Origin of the sequence: Aquitalea palustris (assembly GCF_003693445.1) — a bacterium.
GTDB classification, from domain to species: domain Bacteria; phylum Pseudomonadota; class Gammaproteobacteria; order Burkholderiales; family Chromobacteriaceae; genus Aquitalea; species Aquitalea palustris.
The window spans coordinates 25,623-43,484 of the sequence record NZ_RFAR01000026.1 but is presented as its reverse complement, the minus strand read 5'-3'; the positions used below and the strand labels follow the sequence as shown (position 1 = coordinate 43,484).

The following is a 17,862-nucleotide window of genomic DNA, read 5'->3' as shown; positions in this document are numbered from 1 at the left end:
TGGTGTTAACCGGCGGCTGCCGCTGCGCAGCCTAGCGCGGGGCTGACTGGCTGCGACCTTGCAGGCGGGTATGGCTGGGCGTTTCGCCAAAACGCTGTTTGTAGCTGCGGCAGAAATGGGCAATGTGATTGAAACCCCAGCGGAAAGCCAGCTCGCTCACTGACAGGTGGCGCAGCGCCGGATCTTGCAGATCGATACGGCAACGCTCCAGCCGCCTCCCCCACAGATAGCGGCTGACCGACAGGCCTTCCTGCTCGAAAATGCGCGCCAACTGGCGGGCAGACAGCCCCAGCGCACGGCTGATGCGCTCGCCGTCCAGCTCGTCTTCGGTCAGGTGCTGCTCGATATAGGCCTTGGCACGCCACAGACTGCACAGGGTGGATTTGCCGGCCTGCGCCTGGCCGCACTGCACGGCCCACAAGGAATGCAGCCATTCCAGCAACTGGCTGGCCTGATGCTCGCGCGCGGCAAGCTGTGCCTGCACGCCTTCGGCCAGCAGCTGGCGCACCGCCTGCGGCCCCCAGCCGGCAATACCGACACTGTGGTCGATCTTGACCAGCCCCTTTCCCTGCCAGCCGCCCACCTGCTGCTCGAACAGCTGGCGCGGAATATCCAGCACCGCCATCTCCATCTGGTCGGGAAAACCATGGCCATAGGGCTGGGCGGTGTCATACAGCACCACATCACCCGGCACATGCAGCGCGCAGTCCACACCCTGATGGCTGAAACCACGCCCCTGCAGCATCAGGCAGGCAAAGATGCTGTCACGGCCATCATGGCGGATGCTGTGGCCGCTGCGAGCCACGGCATGGGCATTGGCCTGGATGGTGGCCATGCGGAACAGGCCGAAGTCCTGATAGCGCAGGCTGGCGTCCAGCTCCTGCTCTGGCGGGCGCTGGCACTCCACATCGATCAGCAGCTGTCCTACTTGTTCGCGCCAGAAATCCACCCGTTCACTGCGGCTGACTGCACGGGTGGAAATGCTGACATCCGCCAGCACGCGGGCGGTCATCGGCGGCTCCCGGCTGACGGCAGGCAAGATACGGGACGACACATGGCAGGCGGCCACGCAAGCCGACCGGCGCGGTGGGTAATGGTGTGCATGGTTTCTCCTCCGGGTGGCCCTCTTGCGCGGGGCCGTACAGCCGGCGGTGTCATCACCGCTCGGCCTTGCCAGACGCGGAAGTAGCCCGGGCCTGACCTTGCTCCATATTATTAATATGTTAAGCAAAGTCAAGACCGGCCATTAGCCAGCCCCATGCTTACCAGCCATTCTCCAGCACCAGATGGCCCGGAGCGCTCAGCCGGCTCAGGCGGAAGCCCATTTTCATCAGCTGGCGGTGGGTGTCCTCCACCATGGCCGGATTACCACAGATCATGAAGCGGGAGCGCTCCACGGTCAGCGGCAGGCCGGCGGCCGCAGCCAGTTCGCCACTGGCCAGCAAGGCCGGAATGCGCTGCTGCAACATGCCGGGCTCAGCCGCCCGCGTCACCACTGGCAGATACTGCAGGCGCTCACCCCACTCCGCCCACAAGGGATGCTGGCGCAGGGCGGCAATTTCCTCGCGATAGGCCAGTTCGCTCACCTCGCGTACGCAATGCACCAGCACGATATGGGCAAAGCGCTGCCACACTTCCGGCTGCTGCAGGATGGACAGATAGGGCGCGAGACCAGTGCCGGTAGCCAGCAGCCACAGGTCTTCGCCATCGGGCAGGCGGTCTACCGTGAAAAAGCCATTGGCCTTGTTGTCCAGCAGGACCTCGTCCCCCAGCTGCAAGCGCGCCAGGCGCGAGGTAAACAGGCCGTCCGGCACCACGATGGAAAAGAACTCCAGATACTCGTCCCAGTTGGCCGAGCACATTGAATAGGCACGCCACACCATGCCGCCGTTTTCCAGTGGCAAACCCAGCCGGGCAAACTGGCCAGGAACAAAGCGCCAGGATTCAGGGCGGCTCAGGCGGAAGCTGAGCAGCTTGTCGCTCCAGCGGGTCAGCGAAAGAATGGTCTGGCGGGTGAATTTTTCTTCTGCGGGTGCGGCCATGGTGAATACCTGATTAATTTACTCGGGTAATTTAGCGCAACAGGCCGCCTGCGGCAAGCCAAGGGCAGCAAGCCGCATCCGGCCCGCTACCCACCACCACATCAGTCAGCCAGCGCCTGGGCCAGATCCGCCAGGATGTCTTCGATGTCTTCCACGCCGATGGACAGGCGCAGCCCACCTTCGCGAATACCCAGCGCGGCCTTCTGTTCCGGCGGCATGCCGCCATGCGACATGGTGTAGCTGTGATTGACCAGCGACTCCACCCCACCCAGAGACTCGGCCAGGGCAAACAGCTGCAGCTTGCTGGCGACGCGGCTGGCTTCGGCGCGGCTGTCTTCTTTCAGCCAGATGGTGATGATGCCGCCAAAACGGCGCATCTGCTGCTTGGCAATTTCATGGCCGGGATGGTCGGCAAAGCCGGGGAAGAACACCTTTTCCACCTTGGGGTGGCCCTGCAAAAAGGCCGCCACTTGCTCGGCATTGTCGCAGTGGCGATCCATGCGCAGGTGCAGGGTCTTGATGCCGCGCAGGGTGAGGAAGCAATCCTGCGGCCCCGGCACGCCACCGGCCGAGTTCTGGATGAACTTGATGTCGGTAAACAGCTGCTGGTCATTGACGGCCACCAGCCCCAGCAGCACATCGGAGTGGCCACCCAGGTATTTGGTGGCGGAATGCACCACGATGTCGGCCCCCAGATCCAGCGGATTTTGCAGATAAGGCGTGGCGAAGGTGCTGTCCACCGCCACCTTGCAGCCATACTGGTGGGCAATCGCCGACAGCGCGCTGATGTCCACAAGATTCAGCAAGGGGTTGGTGGGCGATTCCAGCCACAGCAGCTTGGTGCGCTCGCTAATGATGGCAGCCAGATTGGCGGTGTCGGTGAGGTCGGCAAAGGTCACGGTGATGCCGGCCGGCTCCATCACCTTGGTCAGCAGGCGGTAGGCGCCGCCGTACAGGTCGGCCACGGCAATGACTTCATCGCCCGGCTTGAGCGTGGCACGCAGCACGGCATCGATGGCCGCCATACCGCTGGCAAAAGCCAGGCCATGCTGGGCGTTTTCCAGGCTGGCCAGGCAGCTTTCCAGCGCGGCGCGGGTGGGCGTGCCGGTGCGGGCATAGGCAAAGGGCAGTTGCTCGCCGATTTCGGCAAACTCGAACACCGAAGTCTGGTAGATCGGCGGCATCACCGCGCGGCTGTGCTGGCTGCTGTCATGACCGGAGTGGATGGTTTTGGTGGCAAATTTCATGATGTATTCCTGATTTTTCGCTGCTGCATGTTGCGGCAGCCCGCCGCCAACGGCTGGAATGGCCCGCATGGGCAGACCATACCGCTGGCATGAATAAAAGCACGATCACTGCAAAACCCGGCAGCTTGCCGGCATTTTCTTGATTATTCCCAATAATCGGCCGCAATTTTCTTTACAGCGTCAGCGATTGGGGCTATTTTTCGCCGTTTCAGATTCAAACGGCTGTACGAATGAAGCTAGAACGCGCTTTTGACATTCTCTTTCACCAACTGGAAACCCTGCCGCGCGCAGATTGCCTGTCTGCCAAAACCGGCCAGCAATGGCAGTCGCTCAGCAGCGCCGACGTGATGGAGGCGGTCAATGCCGTCAGCCTGGGCCTGCTGCAACTGGGCATGGTACGCGGTGACAAAGTAGCCATCGCCGCCGACAACTGCCCGGCCTGGACCATTGTCGATCTCGCCCTGCAACAGATCGGGGCCATCAGTGTACCGCTCTACCCTACCTGCACGCTGGATGATGCACGCTATATCCTGGCTCATGCCGAGGTCAAGCTGGCCTTCGTCGGCAGCGCTGCCTTGTACAAGAAGCTGGCGCAGGCGCTGGATGGACGCAGCTGCCCGCTATACGCGCTGAACCCGCTGACCGGGCTGCCATGCTGGACCGAGCTGCGCGAGGCCGGCCGCCATGGCGATCTGCGCCAGCTGGCTGCGCTACGCAGCAGCATCCGGGCCGAGGACGTGTTCACCATCATCTATACCTCGGGCACCACAGGCCGCGCCAAAGGTGTGATGTTGTCGCACCGCAATGTGGTCAGCACCGTCATCGCCACCGCCGAGCACACCCGCTTGCCGCCAGGCCAATGCCGGGCGCTGAGTTTCCTGCCGCTGTCGCATATCTTCGAGCGCGCCGGCGTGCTGTATTACCTGCTCACCGGCACCGCTGTGTATTTTGCCAGCGTCGATACCCTGTCCACCAGCCTGAACGAAGTACGGCCGCATACTTTCAGCGCAGTACCGCGCGTGCTGGAAAAAGTGCATGAAAAACTGGTGGGCAAAACCAAGGAACTGGCTGGCTGGCGCCGTCGCCTCTACCTGTGGGCGATTAGCCGTGCCGAAGCCTACCAGCCGGATCAAGCGCCACGCGGCCTGGCTGCACTGCAACACGCGATTGCCGACCGGCTGGTCTACCGCAAGTGGCGTGCCGCCATGGGCGGCGAGCTGCGCTGGGTGAATGTCGGCTCGGCAGCATTACAGCCACGGCTGGCGCGCCTGCTGTGGGCCAGCGGCATTGCCGTGGCCGAAGGCTATGGCATGAGCGAAACCGCGCCGGTGATCAGCGCCAATCCCTTTGTCGCAAAAGACGTACGCATCGGCAGCGTCGGCATTCCGCTCAAGGGCGTGGAGTTGAAACTGGCTGATGATGGTGAAATCCTGGTGCGCGGGCCAAATGTGATGGTGGGCTATTACAAGGAGCCGGCACTCACCGCCGCAACCGTGCAAGATGGCTGGCTGCATACCGGAGATATCGGCGTACTGGAGCAGGGTTATCTGCGCATTACCGACCGCAAGAAGGAAATGTTCAAGACCAGCAACGGCAAATACATCGCCCCGCAATTGCTGGAAAACAAGCTGAAGGAATCGGCCTATATCGACCAGATCATGGTGGTGGGCGACGGACAAAAATTTGCCGCAGCCCTGATCGTGCCCCTGTATGAGCGGCTGCAGGAGTGGTGCCAGGAACATGGCATCACTTACACTACCAATAGCGAGATGCGCCTGCATCCGCGCATCGTCGAGCTGATCGAGCGCGAAGTGAAACGCTTCAACCGGCACTTCGGCAGCTGGGAGCACATCAAGAAGTTTTCCCTGCTGGACAAGCCCTGGTGCGTGGACGCCGGCGAACTGGCCCCCACACTCAAGCTGCGGCGCAAGGTAATCAGCGAACGCTGCCGCGCCCTGATCGACAATATGTACCGCCACGCCTGAGCCCAGCGCCTGCTAGCGCGCCGGCCCCGGCTGGCGCCCAACACGCAGGAGCTTTCATGATTGCCGCGATTGACCACATCGTACTGACCACCGCCCGCCTGGATGAGTGCATCGCTTTTTATTGCGATGGGCTGGGCATGACGCTGGAACGCTTCATCGGCGGCACGCCACCGGTGGAAAGGCTGGCGCTGCGCTTTGGCCGGCAAAAGATCAATATCCATGTGCAGGGCAAGGAGTTCGAACCCAAGGCCCAGCTGCCCACACCTGGCGCGCTTGACCTGTGCTTTATCGCCGAGCTGCCGCTGGCCGAGGTCATCCAGCAGCTACAAGCCAGGCAGATTGCCATTATCGAAGGCCCGGTGCTGCGTACCGGTGCCACCGGCAAGATCAACTCGGTCTATGTACGCGACCCCGATCACAACCTGATCGAGATTTCCGAATACCTGTCCTAGCCCCCTGCCGGCACTGGCTCAACGCTGGTGCGCCAGCTCCAGCTTGCGCTCCACCCGCTTTTGCAGGCGCTCGAAGCTGGCACTCATCATCCAGTACAAGGCAGCCGCACCCAGGTAGAGCGGCAAGGGCTGGAAAGTCTGGGCAATCACTTCCTTGGTAGCCAGCATCAGTTCGGTCACGGTAATCACCGACACCAGCGAGGTGTCCTTGATCAGGCTGATCAGCGAGTTGGACAGGCTGGGCACCGACAGGCGCAGGGCTTGCGGTGCCACGATATAGCGCATGGTCTGCCACCAGCTCAGGCCCAGCGACAGGCCGGCATCCCACTGGCCACGCTCCACCCCGGCGATACCGCCACGCAGGCTTTCCGACAGATAGGCCGCCACATTCAGTGTCAGCGCCAGCACGCCGGCAGGTACCGGCTCCAGTTCGATGCCGATGCCCGGCAAGCCGTAATAAATCACGAAAATCTGCACCAGCAGCGGCGTACCACGCATGGCGCTCACGTAAAAAGCCACCAGCTGCGACAGCACCGGCACCTTGCCCACCCGCAGCAGAGCCACCACAAAGCCCAGCAGCAAACCCAGCACCATGGCCACCACCGCAAACAGCAGTGTATACAGCGCGCCCTTGAGCATCACCGGCAAGGCGGCCTCGATCAGTCCTGCCCATTCCATGCATTCATCCCCATTCAGAAACAGCTGCGCCCCTGACTGGCAGGGGCGCAGTAATCAGCACATTCTAATGGTACTGACGGTAAAACACGATGCCCGCAGAGGGCCAGACCCGCTTACTTGGCAGCGGTCGGCGCCTTGGATACGTCGATACCGAACCACTTGACCGAGATCTTCTTGAAGCTGCCATCGGCCTTCATGTCATTCAAGGCCTTGTCCACTGCCTGCTTGAACTTGGGATTGTTCTTGGCAAACGGAATGCCCATGGTGGTGATGTCACCCACCGGATGGCCAGCCTTCAAGGGCAGCTTGGCTTGCTTGATGGCAAACGGAATCAGCAGGCTGTCGTTGAGCGCGGCGTCGATACGGCCGGTGGCCAGATCCTGCAGGTTTTCCGGTGCCGACGGATACACCTTCACCTCGATGCCATTCACCGCCTTCACCATGTCGGCATAGTTGCTGCCCTGGCCCACGCCCACCTTCTTGCCTTTCAGGTCATCCAGCGACTTGAACACGCGGCTCTCGTTCTTGCGCACGATCAGCTGGGCACTGGAATAGGTATAAGGCTGGGAAAAGTCGAAAGTTTCCTTGCGCTTGTCGGTAATGCCCACCTGGTTGACCACTACGTCAAACTTGCCAGCCTGCAGGCCGGCCAAGAGGCCGCTCCACTCGCCGGTGGTGAATTCCGGCTTGACCTTCAGGCGCTTGGCCACTTCGGTAGCCACTTCCACATCAAAGCCAGTGAGCTGCTGATTGGCATCCTTGAAGGTAAAGGGCGGATAGGTCCCTTCCACGGCAATTTTCAGCGTACCGCGCTGTTTCACGGTGTCCAGCAGGTCCGCCGCCAGGGCGTGGCCAGCAAAGGTGGCGATAAGGGTAGCCAGCAGAATCTTTTTCATATCAAAATAACCCTGAGTTATTTTAAACAAACAATTTAATCAAAGGCGGAATATATCAATACTCAAGCCGGCAAGCCAGCAACTTCTACAGTGGTCACAGCATACGCCGGGTTTAGCGCACAAACAGCCATATTGTCAGTACGGTTCCCACCACCACCACAAAGCCGCGCAACTGCCGCTCCGGCAGGCGGTGCATCAGCCAGCCGCCCACCACGCCACCGGCAATACCACCGGCGCCCAGCGCCAACACTGCCGACCAGTTGATCAGCGGAGAAAAGGCAAAGATCGCCACGGCCGAGGCGTTCATGGTCATGGCCAGTGCATTCTTGGTGGCCGTGGCCATCCGCACCTGCTGACCGGCAATGGTCAGCGCTGCCAGCATCAGAAACCCGATACCACCGCCAAAATAACCGCCATAAACGGCAATTGCCCCCTGAATCAGCAAGAGCAAGGGGGTGGGCAGATGACGCGGCGGCGCATCCGGGTCCACCACCGGCTTGCGGCGAAAACTGCCCCAGGCAAACACGCTGGTGGCAAACAACACCAGCCAGGGTACCAGCCGGGTAAAGATGCTCACCGGCGTCGACAGCAATAACACCGCCCCCAGCACACCGCCAATCAGGCTGACCACAAACAGCTGCCGAAACGGCACTGGCCCTACCCCGCCCACCAGCTTGCGCCCGGCCAGCGCCGAGGTGATCTGACTGGGAAACAGCGCGATGGTACTGCTCATATTGGCTGCCAGCGGATTCAGCCCGGCCAATAACAAGGCGGGAAAGGTAATGAAAGAACCACCACCGGCCAGCGCGTTCTGGATGCCTGCATACAAGCCTGCGGCAGCAATCAGTGCCAGCAGGGGAAGCGGCAGGGACAAGGTAGACATAAAAACAACTCCACAGTAGATAGGCCACACGCCAGCTGCCATTCTGCCTTGGATACCGAAGAAAAACACTCGGGTTTTCCCGGCATGACAAACATGGCCCACGCAACAAGCTGGCAGACTGGCCGTCCGCCAGCAGCCCTGTTAGTCTGTCGGCATAAGCCGACAAGGCAGCCAGCATCCACTGCTGCAGGGAGAAAACATGAAGCTGATCACAGGAGCCGCCGCCACACTGGCGCTGGCCGTAGCAGGATGGTGCGCCATCGCCCCCGGCATTGTCGGCATGCGTAGCGAAGACAAGATGCGCAGCGACTTTGCCGCGCTGGGCAACAGCAGCGCGGGATCCTTGCTCAGCCTGCAGCAGTTTGATCGCGGCTGGTTCAGCTCCAGCGCCCGTGCCCAGCTGAAATTGCCACTGGGCGGCCAGCTGCAGGTATTCCAGCTGGACTACCACATCAACCAGTTTCCCCTGCCTTTCGTGCGCTGGACGCGCACCGATACCACCATTACCCCGCTGGATGCCCAAGGCCAGCCCGGCCAGCCGCTACCGCTGCAGATTGACACCATCCGCGCCACCGACGGCAGCACCAGCAGCCACTTCTCCGGGCAGGACATCACGCTGGGCAGCCCGGCAGGCGCCCTCACCTTCAGCATCAAGGGCAGCGCGCGCAGCCAGCCAGGGCAGCCGGTCAGCTACGACCTGACCCTGCCGGATATCAGCTACCGCGCTGCCGTTCCGGCGGCTGGCGACATCAGGCTGAGCCTGGTCAATCTCAAGCTCAATGGCAGCCTGGCCGCCTTCAGCACACCGCAAGAACCGTGGGCCTCGCAGCTGACACAGCAATTCGATAGCGCCAGCCTGCAGAGCAACAACATGCCACTGGCCCAGCTTGGCCCCGCCCATCTGGATATTGCCGTGCAAGACAAGGCTGGCAATGTCGACATCAGCTACCGCACTCACCTGTCCAGCCTCAAGCTGATGCCCCCCGGACTACCGCCCATCCAGCAGGACAATATCGATGCCGACTTCAGCTACAACAATCTGCACAAACAGACGCTGACCGCCTGGCAAACCGAAGCACTGGCACTGAACAACCGTGCCGACCTGCGCGCCAACCCGGCCGCCATGCAGCAGGCGTCGATGGCGCTGGTCTACAAATACATGGGCGGCTTCCTGGCCCAATCCCCCAATTTCAAACTGGACCGCCTGTCCTTCCACATGCCACAGGGCAGCTTCAAGGCCAACTTCACCATCGCTTTCGATGGATCTGGCGTCAAACCGGGCGACATCACCCTGGCCTGGCTGGCCGCACAAGGGCAACGCCGCAGCAGTCTGCAAGCCGGCATGACACTGGAGCGCAGCCTGCTCGACGGCCTGCTGCCCCGTAGCGGCGGCCCCGGACAAACCGCCCAGGCAAGGGCAAGCGCCGATGTCATGCTCGCACAATGGCAAGCACAGGGGCTGATCAAGGACGATGGCAAGTTCATCAGCAGCAGCCTGCAGATCGACAGCAGCGGCATCAAGGCCAACGGCCAGCCACTCAATCTGCCGGCAGCCATGGCCAGCATGAGTGGCATGAACGGCGCACCGGTTCAGCCGGCTCCCGCCGCACCGGCCCCTGTCGCACCGGCCATGGCAACCCCGTCCGCGACAACAGCCCCGTCCGCTGCTGCAGCCATCGCGCCAGCGCCACCCGCTGCCCCGGCAGCCCCCCAGGCGGCACCGGCAAGCACCAACAGCAGCCCAGCACCCGCCGCCGCCGTAGTGGCCAACAAGGCCGAGCCAAGCAAAGCGGCCCCCACCCACCATGCCCTGCCCGGCCCGCAGCGCGACCTCAGACACTGCCTGAGCCTGCCCAACGACCGCGCCATCATGCGCTGCGCCGAGGGTTAAGCCCGCCGCACCAGGCCAGCTAACACCCCACCAAACAAAACGCCCCTGGGATGGACCATCCAGGGGCGTTTCACATGCAACAGCGGCCAAAGCCGCAGCTGACTTAGACGTTAAAGCGGAAGATGGTCTCGGAAGCGCCATTTTTACAGGGAATCAGCGCGGTGTGTCTCATTCCGTAGTCACCTCCGTATACATTTTTTTCGGGCATCCCCATGTGGGTGGCCTCACCCGTGTTCACTTGGTCTGCTCAGCCAAGAGATCGAGCACGTCGGTCTCCAGGATCGCGCCCAGCTTGCATAGGACCAGCAGGGAAGGATTGCCCACAGCGCGCTCGATCTGACTCACGTAAGTGCGATCCACATCCGCGCTCAGGGCGAGCGCCTCCTGCGACAAGCCACGCTTGCCCCGGAAGTCTTTCATGTTGCGCGCCAAGTCCTGACGCACTTGCTCGTAGTCTCGTCCCATCAACGCCGAGCATGGGCGTCATGGGACTACTAATCCACGGACTATATTCGACAATGTCGAATATAGTCTTCATAATCAGCTCAACTTGAGATCAAAGGGAGCTGATGGATGAGTGGAGTCTGCTTTCAGGTGCTGGCCGGTCTGGCTGTTGCGATGACCCTGACTGGCTGTGTGACGACGCAGCCGCAGGCTGACGGCTCGACCAAGGTTCACCTCTCCCTGGGTGGCGTGTCGACAGCCAGCCAAGGCAACGTGGTATCGCCTCCTGCTACCGAGGTTCGCCCAGCAGTTGTTGCCAATCAAGCAAAGCCAGATCAAAGCGCGCCGCCCGGCGCTCCTGGCATCCGTGCAACAGCCCTGGCAGGCGTCTTCAGCAAGCACTCCTACGACGGAACGCCCAAGACCTACTTCCCCCGCGTGGCAGTCACGGTCACGGACTGGTCCCGCAGTGACTGCTGGATCGGTACGGCCACCATCTGGTGGAGCAAAACCAAGTCCGAAGCTGTGCCCACCTTCTCGGTGTGCTGGGGGCAGTCGGTGGGGTACGCGGTCAACAACGCCGCCAACCTGCACCTCTTCATGCAGCAGATGGCGGTCGAACACAGCGGCAATGTCCGTACGGTTGGCCCCAAGCCGCCCATGCTGGCCATCCCCGACCGGCAGCCGATCAGCGAGCGGCAGCAGCTCGCCTTCCAGGGCTTTGTCCAGCAACTGGTGCTCGACACCGGCTGGCAGCCGGGTGCACCGACCAATCTCTGGTTGGTGGGGTACGACGCCAATGCGGCCATCAAGCCAACCACGCCCCCTGCCTCCAGCAACGAATCTTCGCAGCCCGCGGACGCCAAGGCCAAGGCGCAGCTTGAACAGGCGCTGGGGTGCGCGGCCATCGGCCCACGATTTGAATCGGCTGAGTCCCTGCTCAAGCAGTCGGGATGGAATTCAGATCAAGGCGTCACGCCGGTCGCTCTCGCCGAGCCCGTCAAGGTCTATGGGTTCAGCGTCCGCAAGGTGGCGGTGTCACGTGACGGGGGTGAGCAAACCTACCGCAGCTACCTGCCCAGCATCACGGTCCAGCAGCTTGCGAAGTCAGCCTCGCTGAAGCTGGGCAAGGACGGTAAGACCTATGGCCGTTTGACCAAGGTCGGCGTGTTGTCGGCGGGCATGGAGGGCGGCGAGGCCACGCTGACCTGTACCGTCAACACCGAAGGTTCGGAGGGCTGACCATGGCAATGCAATGTCCGAGCTGCGGCAGCACGCATATCCAGCCAATGGCCGTTGTGCATGCGGGCGGCACACAGCATTTCCACGCTACACACACGGCGGTGACCTCTGACGGGCAGTTTGTTCAAGGTAGCAGCCAGGGCCACCAGTTAACGGCGTTAGCCCAGCATTGCGCGCCGCCAGCTCCTCCGTCACCCTTGCCGTTCGTCATTGCGTTTGGGCTGGGTGGAGCGACGGTCTATCACGCTGCTACGGTGTGCGACCTTTTCGAGCGGGGTTGCCGGGTCGGCATGTCCTTCTGGGCGCTGCTCATCTACAACTGGAAGCAAGCTGCGGTCGGGATTGGAGTCATCGCGCTGGGCTGGCTACTGATGAAGGGCTGGCATGCCCAGGCTAAGGCTTACAGTGCGGCCAAGCGCCAGTGGCAGAGCACATGGTTTTGCCATACGTGCGGGCAGGCACATCGCAGGACATGATCGGTACGCACCCGTTATCGTAGTTACCGTAATTACGATAACGGGTGCATGGACTACCGCTGGACAGTCAAGCCAGCGGTGAAACCGATACTACGTTTACCGCCGTCCGAGACCAGCTGTAGGTCCTTGGGTTGGATGTGATCGCGCAGATCCCGTGCGGCATGCCCAAGCGCCCGTCGCAATGCCAGGCCTAGGCTTCGCGGAGGCAGGTGCTTCAGCTTCGCCAGCACGGCCTCGTCGAGAGAGGGTACGAAGGCAGAACCCCAGCTGGCTTCTGCCCGCATCCGGCCGTAGATGTTCTGCGCGATTCGTGCGACCTGATTAGGTGTAGGCGCATGGACATGCAGCACCGTGAGCCGGGACAGCAATGGGGTCGGGATGCCATCCACACTATTTGCCGTCGCGATCCAGTTCACGTGGCTGGCATCGATGGTGAAATCACGAATAGAGAGGTCCGTGAAGGATCGTGCGCTACGGGGCTCAAGAAGGGTGTACAGCGCCGCCAATGGGTCGTACTGGCGCACCTGCTCGGTCTTGTCCAGCTCATCCAAGACCACGACGGGGTTGGCCTTTGGCTGGTAGGCAAGCAGTTCGAACAGGAGGCCCGGCTCGGAATTGCTCCAGAAGGCTTCTGATCCAGCCAGTGGCGAACCTGATTGGGCGCTCGCCATGTCGAACACACGGAAGGGCAAGGCCAGCCTTTCCGCCAGCCAGCGAGCCGCTTCTGTTTTGCCGATGCCCGCAGGCCCGACCAGCAGTAGCGGCGACCACGCAACGCGGCCATCGCCCATCGCATTGAGGGCAAAGTGATCGTGCAGCACCTCGGCCAGCTCGCTGAAGTTCGGGAAGGCTTGGGTGAACTCCTCGATCAGCACGTCCCACTCGTCGGGCAGCATGCCGAGCGTGCGCCGCTCATGGCCGGCCGCCCGGATGCGCTCCGCGAACTGCTGGGCACGCTTGAACTTTTCGTCTGCCTTCGCGCGATGGCGGTCAACAAATTGTTTGAGGCCGGAAGCGTCCAGAAAGGCGATCAACGGTGCGTGCTTGTCGTCAGTCGAAGTGCTGCTGCTATCGCGTGCGGGGACGGGGTTGTCGGGCAGGTCTTTCTTGGCGGCTTCGGTGCGAGTGGGTGCATCGCGATCAGTGGTGCTGCTCGCACGCTCGGCATCCGCCAACTCCAAGGCCTTCGCAGCTCTCTTGAAACGCTGGATGTCCTCTGCGAACAGTCCTACCACTTGCTCGTGCGCAGCGCACCGAGCGCCTTGGGGGGCATTGGCGTCGCCACCGAAAACCGGAGCACCGCAAACAGGGCAGCACTGCTGGGCCGCGTGCCGAGCCTGTTCCACCACGTCGAGCAAGGCGCGCTCGCGCTGGATGCTGGCATCGGAGACCTCGACTCGGACTGCCAGCTTTTCCCTGGTTGCGGTGACACAGAACAGCGGACGACGCTGGTAGTCACTGCGATGCATCAACCGCTCGCATTGAGTGATCAGCTCGGCGACCACGGCGAGATGGCCTGGGGCGGGCTGAAACACCTGCTTCTCCAGCCAAGGGTGAAGTCGCTTCAGCTCTTTGACGGCCTCTTGGTACTCTCGGCGTCGCATTGGGCGGTACTGTCGTCGCAGGCTGTGCATGGCATCCTCCATCTAACTATAAATTACTATAACGATGAAAAGTCAGCATGCCAAGCCTTGGCTGGCAGGTTGTCGCCTTGTTATAGTGATTTACTGTTAGAGCAACGAGATTGCCGGATGTCGACACTTCAGGCCGAACAAATGCGTGCCATTGCAGCCGCACTCATGCGCCTGCGTGGCGATACGCTGAGCGCTGTGGGTGCAGCCACGGGCATCCGTCCCGCGAACCTGTCCGTTTGGCTGAGGGGCAAAGAGCAGGTCATTTCTGCCAAGCGCGTGGCGACTTTGATGTATCACCTAGGGCTGGAGGGGAGCAGCCTGCGCGCGGACATCCTCCACCAATGGCGGGACGCTGGTGCCTTGGATGACCTGAGACTGGTGCTGAACGCCCTTGTCGGCTCTGAGGCCGTCGTGCTGTACCAGGATGGTCAGCCAGGCCTGAGCAAGACACGGTTCCTGCAAGTTGGCGATGTACTTGTTCGCGTCGAGCTAACCGCGGGCGTTGCGGCAGCACAGGACTTGGCCGATGTCATTCAGCCGCACCGTGTGATCGTGCTGGCTGAGCCCCTTGCTGCGATCCCTGTCGAGCCGTTAAGTGGCACGCGTGAAGCATTGCTTACGCTGGCTGAGCAAGCTGCAAATGACGTAGGCGACGACGAGCTGTTGGACAGTCTGCTGTTTCAGCTTGGTAATAGCGATTGGCCGACCGCCTCAACCAACACCAGTTCTCCCGTCGGTTGGCAAAAACTGGAGCAAGCACTACGCGCAGCACTGCATGATGGGTTTGAGCCCAGCGCGATTGCTCAATGGATCTCCGCAGCACGGGATAGCCAGAAATAGGCATTTATTGTTGCGCAAATGCAACGAGCGATGATTTATTTCGCTCGCGCCGTCATCTGTCCCCTCGCGATCCACGAATCGCGCAAGTGGCTGTTGATAAAAGACATTTTCCAGTTCAAAAGATGGCGATTCAGTTTTCTAGCTTCTGAGTCAAAACAACTGATTCCATATCCGTCATTCGGCGGTGAATGGTCGTTGGTCGGCCAATTTCGAAGAAGCGGCTTTCGTATTCGTGCGCAAGCGGAGGTCAATCGACTAATGCGAATTTTAACTGTCCGTTTCATCGGGGACGATAGTCGTCGCGTTTCCCAGCCCGGTCAAAAACATGCCGCTGCACGTTTCTGACAACCGCATCAGTTATCTGAATTTACCATGTAAATTGCGGGATATGGCCAAAATCTGAGCCTCTGGACACGCCGACAACGCGGAACGAAGAATTGCCTGTCATTACAAGAAATGGTGGGCAATCAAATGAAAAACCGCATCCTCCGGTACAGCGACCTGGAAACCCAGTTGGGCATGAACCGCGTCACCATCTGGCGCAGGACGAGAACGGACCCAACCTTCCCGCGCCCGATCCGCCTGGGCAACTCTCGCAACGCGGCCATCGGATTTCTTGCCGAAGAAATCGAGGCCTGGATTGCCCAGCAAGCTGCTACCGCACGGGTGGGCCGCTGATCATGAAGGTCAGTGGAGACGCCAATGAACGCCTCTCAGTTGCTGATCGTTCGGCGTCGCCATGCGGGGAATTTCACCCAGATTCCCAACTCGCTGATCCGCAACGAGCATCTCAGTCTGAAAGCGCTGGGGGTGATCGTGCACTTGCTCTCCCTCCCGCCAGGCTATCGCATCAGCCTCGAAGGTCTGTGCGCTGTACGCAAGGAGGGGGAGACGGCCATGCGAACAGCCATCAAGCAGCTTGAGAGCCTGAACTACATGCGAATCGTCCGCGACCGTTCGGCATCGGGGCAATTCATTCAATCCAGATGGATTGTCAGCGACGAGCCGATTGTGGACTGGGCTCCACACCTTGAAAACCCACGTGTGGAAGAGTCAGTTCTGGATCAGCCAGTTCAGGGCGATCAAGGGACTACAAACACTGGGTTCAAAGAAAGATTGGATTCATCAAAAACAACCACTACCGGACCAGAGGACACGCCACCTGAGACTGACGAGTCGCTGGCCTTGATCATGGACGAGGCGGATGAAGAGTGCTGGTCGTGGTTGTGCCAAAAGCTATCACTCGAACCCCAAAAGACGCGGGATCAATGCACGGGTCTCTCCACCTCCGTAGCCCTGGATGTCTTGGCAGAAGTCCTCGAATGCAAGCGCCAAAACAGCATCCGGAAGACTGTCCCCCAATTCCTTGCCTCCCTGCTGCGCAGGGCTCGCGAGGGCAAGTTCAGCTTGTCGGCTGGGTCAGCGCTGCGGCGGGACCTTCGGCAAATCATTAGGCGGCAACGCGCCTTGGAAGCCGCAGCCGAGCCCGCTCAAACAATCGAGACGGATCGGCCACCGGTGGACAGGGCCCAAGCCAGAGAAAGGCTCCAGAAGATGCGTGATGAACTGGCAAGGAAGTCACACACATCGGCAATGCCACGAGGTACGGCATGAACAGCAAAAACTTGGAAAGCCGATTCGCTTGGCGAGATGTCGTGGAGGATGACAAATGGGCTGGCTGGGGATGGATGCAAACCTGCATCGTGGCGACGGGCAGGGTCAAGATTGAATGCGTACAGCAACCAGCTCTTGGTAACGACCGATGCATGCGGCTTTGCGTCATTGCGCTCGATCAGACCACGTTGATCGAATATACGGACACTGGATTCGTGCTCCGCGAGTATGTGGCCCGACTTTCATTCGATGCTGTCATCGACAGGCTGCGCCAAGTCCCATCAACTCCAGTCCATTTGGCCGCACCGGAATTGCTGAATGGCCTGGCGGATGACGGTCTGCTCGTGCAAGTTTTTGGTAGTCAGCGGAGGCGTCGTGGGCAACTCACACATTGACTACACAATATGCGCCACAGTGCCCCCACATGGTTGCCACACTGTTAACACAAGGGTGGGCATCAAATCGGCCAGTTGTTCACACATATTCGCCCATTGGTTCGCACAGTTTCAACACACTGTTCACACATTGGACGGCGGGGTCCAGGGGATTTTCCCCTGGCCGACATTTATCGTTGCGATAGCGGCGATAAATATAGTCGGTCACTATGTTTCCAGCGACGGTGCCTCATGATCACAGGCGGCATCCAGTTTGTTCACATCGCTGTCTATTCGCTGCACTCACCGAAGAAAACCTCGCGGGGAGCAGATCGAAAATGGGCTGTGCGCGACGTGATTGCTGAAGCCAGTCGCGAGCCGCAAGCCTGCTTGCATGTGCCGAGACCGAGGCCACCCAACCTGCTGCATGGTCCCAGCCTCGTCGAGCTGGAAGCCGAAGTTGGTGCCATCCATGCGCGCAGCCGTGACGCAGCTGGTCGCCGTTTGCGAAAGGACGCGTCCGTCCTGCTGGCTGGCGTGGCGTCGTATCCACGTGGAGGCATTGAGTACAGCTACTGGAAGCAAAGCACCTTGGAGTGGCTGCAAACGGAATTCGGTGATCGCCTTCGGTCCGTTGTCGAGCACACCGATGAGGCGCACCCGCACCTCCACTTCTATGTCGTCAATCCTGACGGTGGCAACGTCAAGGACTTGCACCCCGGCTTCCGCACGGCAAAGGGCGCTCAAACACCCAAGGAGCAACGCCTTGCCTACAACACGGCAATGCGCGCATTTCAGGACCGATTCTGGGAGCACGTTGCCGGGCCGTCTGGACTCGCTCGTTTGGGGCCGGGCCGACAGCGCATGAGTCGTGCGCAGTGGACGCGGGTGAAGTTCGGGCTGCCGGCGCAGGCCGCGCTGCTCCAGCGTGCGCGTGAGATCACGCGAGGGACGGGTGAGCGTGACCGTCAGCTTCGCTCATTCGCGCACAAGACGATGCTCGAAGCACAGTTGTTGATCAAGGAGCTGGAAGCGCGGGAGGCTCGCGTTTTGGCCATGGAAGCCAGACTAGGGTTGAACCCGTACGCACCCTGCTCAAACGATCCTGACAAGGCCTAACCCGATCAAAACAGGTTAAAACCCTATTGAACTGGCCGAAAGTGG

General features: G+C 60.9%; 19 protein-coding genes. 11 read left to right on the top strand and 8 right to left on the bottom strand.

Annotated features, from left to right (window positions below; all coding sequences use genetic code 11):
• Nucleotides 1-31: 31 nt before the first annotated feature.
• From EAY64_RS07760 to EAY64_RS07750, 3 genes are all read right to left on the bottom strand, one after another.
• Entirely contained in the window at nucleotides 32-1,012 is a 981-nt protein-coding gene (locus tag EAY64_RS07760) for a helix-turn-helix domain-containing protein (protein ID WP_103524208.1), read from the bottom strand.
• 250 nt (nucleotides 1,013-1,262) lie between these two features.
• Nucleotides 1,263-2,042 carry a ferredoxin--NADP reductase gene (locus tag EAY64_RS07755; protein WP_103524207.1) on the bottom strand — a complete coding sequence of 260 codons (780 nt, stop codon included), beginning with the start codon at nucleotides 2,040-2,042 and terminating at the stop codon, nucleotides 1,263-1,265.
• Nucleotides 2,043-2,143: 101 nt separating this feature from the next.
• A complete protein-coding gene (locus EAY64_RS07750) occupies nucleotides 2,144-3,289 on the bottom strand; it encodes a trans-sulfuration enzyme family protein (protein WP_103524256.1) in 1,146 nt (381 codons plus the stop codon).
• Nucleotides 3,290-3,519: 230 nt separating this feature from the next.
• On the opposite strand from EAY64_RS07750, the gene EAY64_RS07745 reads away from it, so the two are divergent.
• Both EAY64_RS07745 and EAY64_RS07740 read left to right on the top strand, forming a co-directional pair.
• Nucleotides 3,520-5,274 (top strand): AMP-dependent synthetase/ligase, encoded by a 1,755-nt coding sequence (locus tag EAY64_RS07745; RefSeq protein WP_103524206.1) that lies wholly within the window; start codon nucleotides 3,520-3,522, stop codon nucleotides 5,272-5,274.
• A gap of 56 nt (nucleotides 5,275-5,330) precedes the next feature.
• On the top strand, nucleotides 5,331-5,726 hold the full coding sequence (locus EAY64_RS07740; protein WP_103524205.1) for a VOC family protein: 396 nt from the start codon (nucleotides 5,331-5,333) through the stop codon (nucleotides 5,724-5,726).
• Between the two features lie 18 nt (nucleotides 5,727-5,744).
• Here EAY64_RS07740 and EAY64_RS07735 read toward each other — a convergent pair whose 3' ends face one another.
• From EAY64_RS07735 to EAY64_RS07725, 3 genes are all read right to left on the bottom strand, one after another.
• On the bottom strand, nucleotides 5,745-6,404 hold the full coding sequence (locus EAY64_RS07735; RefSeq protein ID WP_103524204.1) for an amino acid ABC transporter permease: 660 nt from the start codon (nucleotides 6,402-6,404) through the stop codon (nucleotides 5,745-5,747).
• A 113-nt stretch (nucleotides 6,405-6,517) separates the two neighbouring features.
• Complete coding sequence (locus EAY64_RS07730; RefSeq protein WP_103524203.1) at nucleotides 6,518-7,300, bottom strand: transporter substrate-binding domain-containing protein; 783 nt, start codon at nucleotides 7,298-7,300, stop codon at nucleotides 6,518-6,520.
• Between the two features lie 112 nt (nucleotides 7,301-7,412).
• On the bottom strand, nucleotides 7,413-8,183 hold the full coding sequence (locus tag EAY64_RS07725) for a sulfite exporter TauE/SafE family protein (protein WP_103524202.1): 771 nt from the start codon (nucleotides 8,181-8,183) through the stop codon (nucleotides 7,413-7,415).
• 199 nt (nucleotides 8,184-8,382) lie between these two features.
• On the opposite strand from EAY64_RS07725, the gene EAY64_RS07720 reads away from it, so the two are divergent.
• The gene (locus tag EAY64_RS07720; RefSeq protein WP_103524201.1) at nucleotides 8,383-10,074 is read left to right on the top strand and encodes a DUF945 family protein; all 1,692 of its coding nucleotides are present in this window, start codon (nucleotides 8,383-8,385) and stop codon (nucleotides 10,072-10,074) included.
• A 234-nt stretch (nucleotides 10,075-10,308) separates the two neighbouring features.
• Here the strand turns inward: EAY64_RS07720 and EAY64_RS07715 are convergent, their stop codons facing one another.
• Nucleotides 10,309-10,539, bottom strand: a complete 231-nt coding sequence (locus tag EAY64_RS07715) for a helix-turn-helix domain-containing protein (protein ID WP_103524200.1) — start codon at nucleotides 10,537-10,539, stop codon at nucleotides 10,309-10,311.
• Nucleotides 10,540-10,647: 108 nt separating this feature from the next.
• On the opposite strand from EAY64_RS07715, the gene EAY64_RS07710 reads away from it, so the two are divergent.
• A complete protein-coding gene (locus tag EAY64_RS07710) occupies nucleotides 10,648-11,760 on the top strand; it encodes a hypothetical protein (RefSeq protein WP_103524199.1) in 1,113 nt (370 codons plus the stop codon).
• Nucleotides 11,761-11,762: 2 nt separating this feature from the next.
• Nucleotides 11,763-12,236, top strand: a complete 474-nt coding sequence (locus EAY64_RS07705) for a hypothetical protein (RefSeq protein ID WP_113023991.1) — start codon at nucleotides 11,763-11,765, stop codon at nucleotides 12,234-12,236.
• Nucleotides 12,237-12,289: 53 nt separating this feature from the next.
• Here EAY64_RS07705 and EAY64_RS07700 read toward each other — a convergent pair whose 3' ends face one another.
• Nucleotides 12,290-13,870 (bottom strand): AAA family ATPase, encoded by a 1,581-nt coding sequence (locus EAY64_RS07700; protein WP_199734412.1) that lies wholly within the window; start codon nucleotides 13,868-13,870, stop codon nucleotides 12,290-12,292.
• A gap of 117 nt (nucleotides 13,871-13,987) precedes the next feature.
• Between EAY64_RS07700 and EAY64_RS07695 the strand changes: the two genes are divergently transcribed.
• The 6 genes from EAY64_RS07695 (at nucleotide 13,988) to EAY64_RS07675 (ending at nucleotide 17,817) form a co-directional block, all read left to right on the top strand.
• Entirely contained in the window at nucleotides 13,988-14,710 is a 723-nt protein-coding gene (locus EAY64_RS07695) for a hypothetical protein (protein WP_103524197.1), read from the top strand.
• A 30-nt stretch (nucleotides 14,711-14,740) separates the two neighbouring features.
• Nucleotides 14,741-15,055 (top strand): hypothetical protein, encoded by a 315-nt coding sequence (locus EAY64_RS20270; protein WP_147456200.1) that lies wholly within the window; start codon nucleotides 14,741-14,743, stop codon nucleotides 15,053-15,055.
• Nucleotides 15,056-15,181: 126 nt separating this feature from the next.
• Complete coding sequence (locus tag EAY64_RS07690; RefSeq protein WP_103524196.1) at nucleotides 15,182-15,388, top strand: helix-turn-helix transcriptional regulator; 207 nt, start codon at nucleotides 15,182-15,184, stop codon at nucleotides 15,386-15,388.
• A 24-nt stretch (nucleotides 15,389-15,412) separates the two neighbouring features.
• Nucleotides 15,413-16,324, top strand: a complete 912-nt coding sequence (locus EAY64_RS07685) for a hypothetical protein (RefSeq protein ID WP_103524195.1) — start codon at nucleotides 15,413-15,415, stop codon at nucleotides 16,322-16,324.
• The gene (locus EAY64_RS07680) at nucleotides 16,321-16,719 is read left to right on the top strand and encodes a hypothetical protein (protein ID WP_103524194.1); all 399 of its coding nucleotides are present in this window, start codon (nucleotides 16,321-16,323) and stop codon (nucleotides 16,717-16,719) included. The genes EAY64_RS07685 and EAY64_RS07680 overlap by 4 nt, the downstream gene beginning before the upstream one ends.
• A 231-nt stretch (nucleotides 16,720-16,950) precedes the next feature.
• Nucleotides 16,951-17,817, top strand: a complete 867-nt coding sequence (locus tag EAY64_RS07675; protein ID WP_103524193.1) for a plasmid recombination protein — start codon at nucleotides 16,951-16,953, stop codon at nucleotides 17,815-17,817.
• The last annotated feature ends 45 nt before the right edge of the window (nucleotides 17,818-17,862 follow it).

What these genes read in the sequence shown, in the direction of transcription:
- EAY64_RS07760 (WP_103524208.1), bottom strand. Translation starts at nt 1,012, where the DNA reads ATGACCGCCCGCGTGCTGGCGGATGTCAGCATTTCCACCCGTGCAGTC.
- EAY64_RS07755 (WP_103524207.1), bottom strand. Translation starts at nt 2,042, where the DNA reads ATGGCCGCACCCGCAGAAGAAAAATTCACCCGCCAGACCATTCTTTCG.
- EAY64_RS07750 (WP_103524256.1), bottom strand. Translation starts at nt 3,289, where the DNA reads ATGAAATTTGCCACCAAAACCATCCACTCCGGTCATGACAGCAGCCAG.
- EAY64_RS07745 (WP_103524206.1), top strand. Translation starts at nt 3,520, where the DNA reads ATGAAGCTAGAACGCGCTTTTGACATTCTCTTTCACCAACTGGAAACC.
- EAY64_RS07740 (WP_103524205.1), top strand. Translation starts at nt 5,331, where the DNA reads ATGATTGCCGCGATTGACCACATCGTACTGACCACCGCCCGCCTGGAT.
- EAY64_RS07735 (WP_103524204.1), bottom strand. Translation starts at nt 6,404, where the DNA reads ATGGAATGGGCAGGACTGATCGAGGCCGCCTTGCCGGTGATGCTCAAG.
- EAY64_RS07730 (WP_103524203.1), bottom strand. Translation starts at nt 7,300, where the DNA reads ATGAAAAAGATTCTGCTGGCTACCCTTATCGCCACCTTTGCTGGCCAC.
- EAY64_RS07725 (WP_103524202.1), bottom strand. Translation starts at nt 8,183, where the DNA reads ATGTCTACCTTGTCCCTGCCGCTTCCCCTGCTGGCACTGATTGCTGCC.
- EAY64_RS07720 (WP_103524201.1), top strand. Translation starts at nt 8,383, where the DNA reads ATGAAGCTGATCACAGGAGCCGCCGCCACACTGGCGCTGGCCGTAGCA.
- EAY64_RS07715 (WP_103524200.1), bottom strand. Translation starts at nt 10,539, where the DNA reads ATGGGACGAGACTACGAGCAAGTGCGTCAGGACTTGGCGCGCAACATG.
- EAY64_RS07710 (WP_103524199.1), top strand. Translation starts at nt 10,648, where the DNA reads ATGAGTGGAGTCTGCTTTCAGGTGCTGGCCGGTCTGGCTGTTGCGATG.
- EAY64_RS07705 (WP_113023991.1), top strand. Translation starts at nt 11,763, where the DNA reads ATGGCAATGCAATGTCCGAGCTGCGGCAGCACGCATATCCAGCCAATG.
- EAY64_RS07700 (WP_199734412.1), bottom strand. Translation starts at nt 13,870, where the DNA reads ATGCACAGCCTGCGACGACAGTACCGCCCAATGCGACGCCGAGAGTAC.
- EAY64_RS07695 (WP_103524197.1), top strand. Translation starts at nt 13,988, where the DNA reads ATGTCGACACTTCAGGCCGAACAAATGCGTGCCATTGCAGCCGCACTC.
- EAY64_RS20270 (WP_147456200.1), top strand. Translation starts at nt 14,741, where the DNA reads ATGATTTATTTCGCTCGCGCCGTCATCTGTCCCCTCGCGATCCACGAA.
- EAY64_RS07690 (WP_103524196.1), top strand. Translation starts at nt 15,182, where the DNA reads ATGAAAAACCGCATCCTCCGGTACAGCGACCTGGAAACCCAGTTGGGC.
- EAY64_RS07685 (WP_103524195.1), top strand. Translation starts at nt 15,413, where the DNA reads ATGAACGCCTCTCAGTTGCTGATCGTTCGGCGTCGCCATGCGGGGAAT.
- EAY64_RS07680 (WP_103524194.1), top strand. Translation starts at nt 16,321, where the DNA reads ATGAACAGCAAAAACTTGGAAAGCCGATTCGCTTGGCGAGATGTCGTG.
- EAY64_RS07675 (WP_103524193.1), top strand. Translation starts at nt 16,951, where the DNA reads ATGATCACAGGCGGCATCCAGTTTGTTCACATCGCTGTCTATTCGCTG.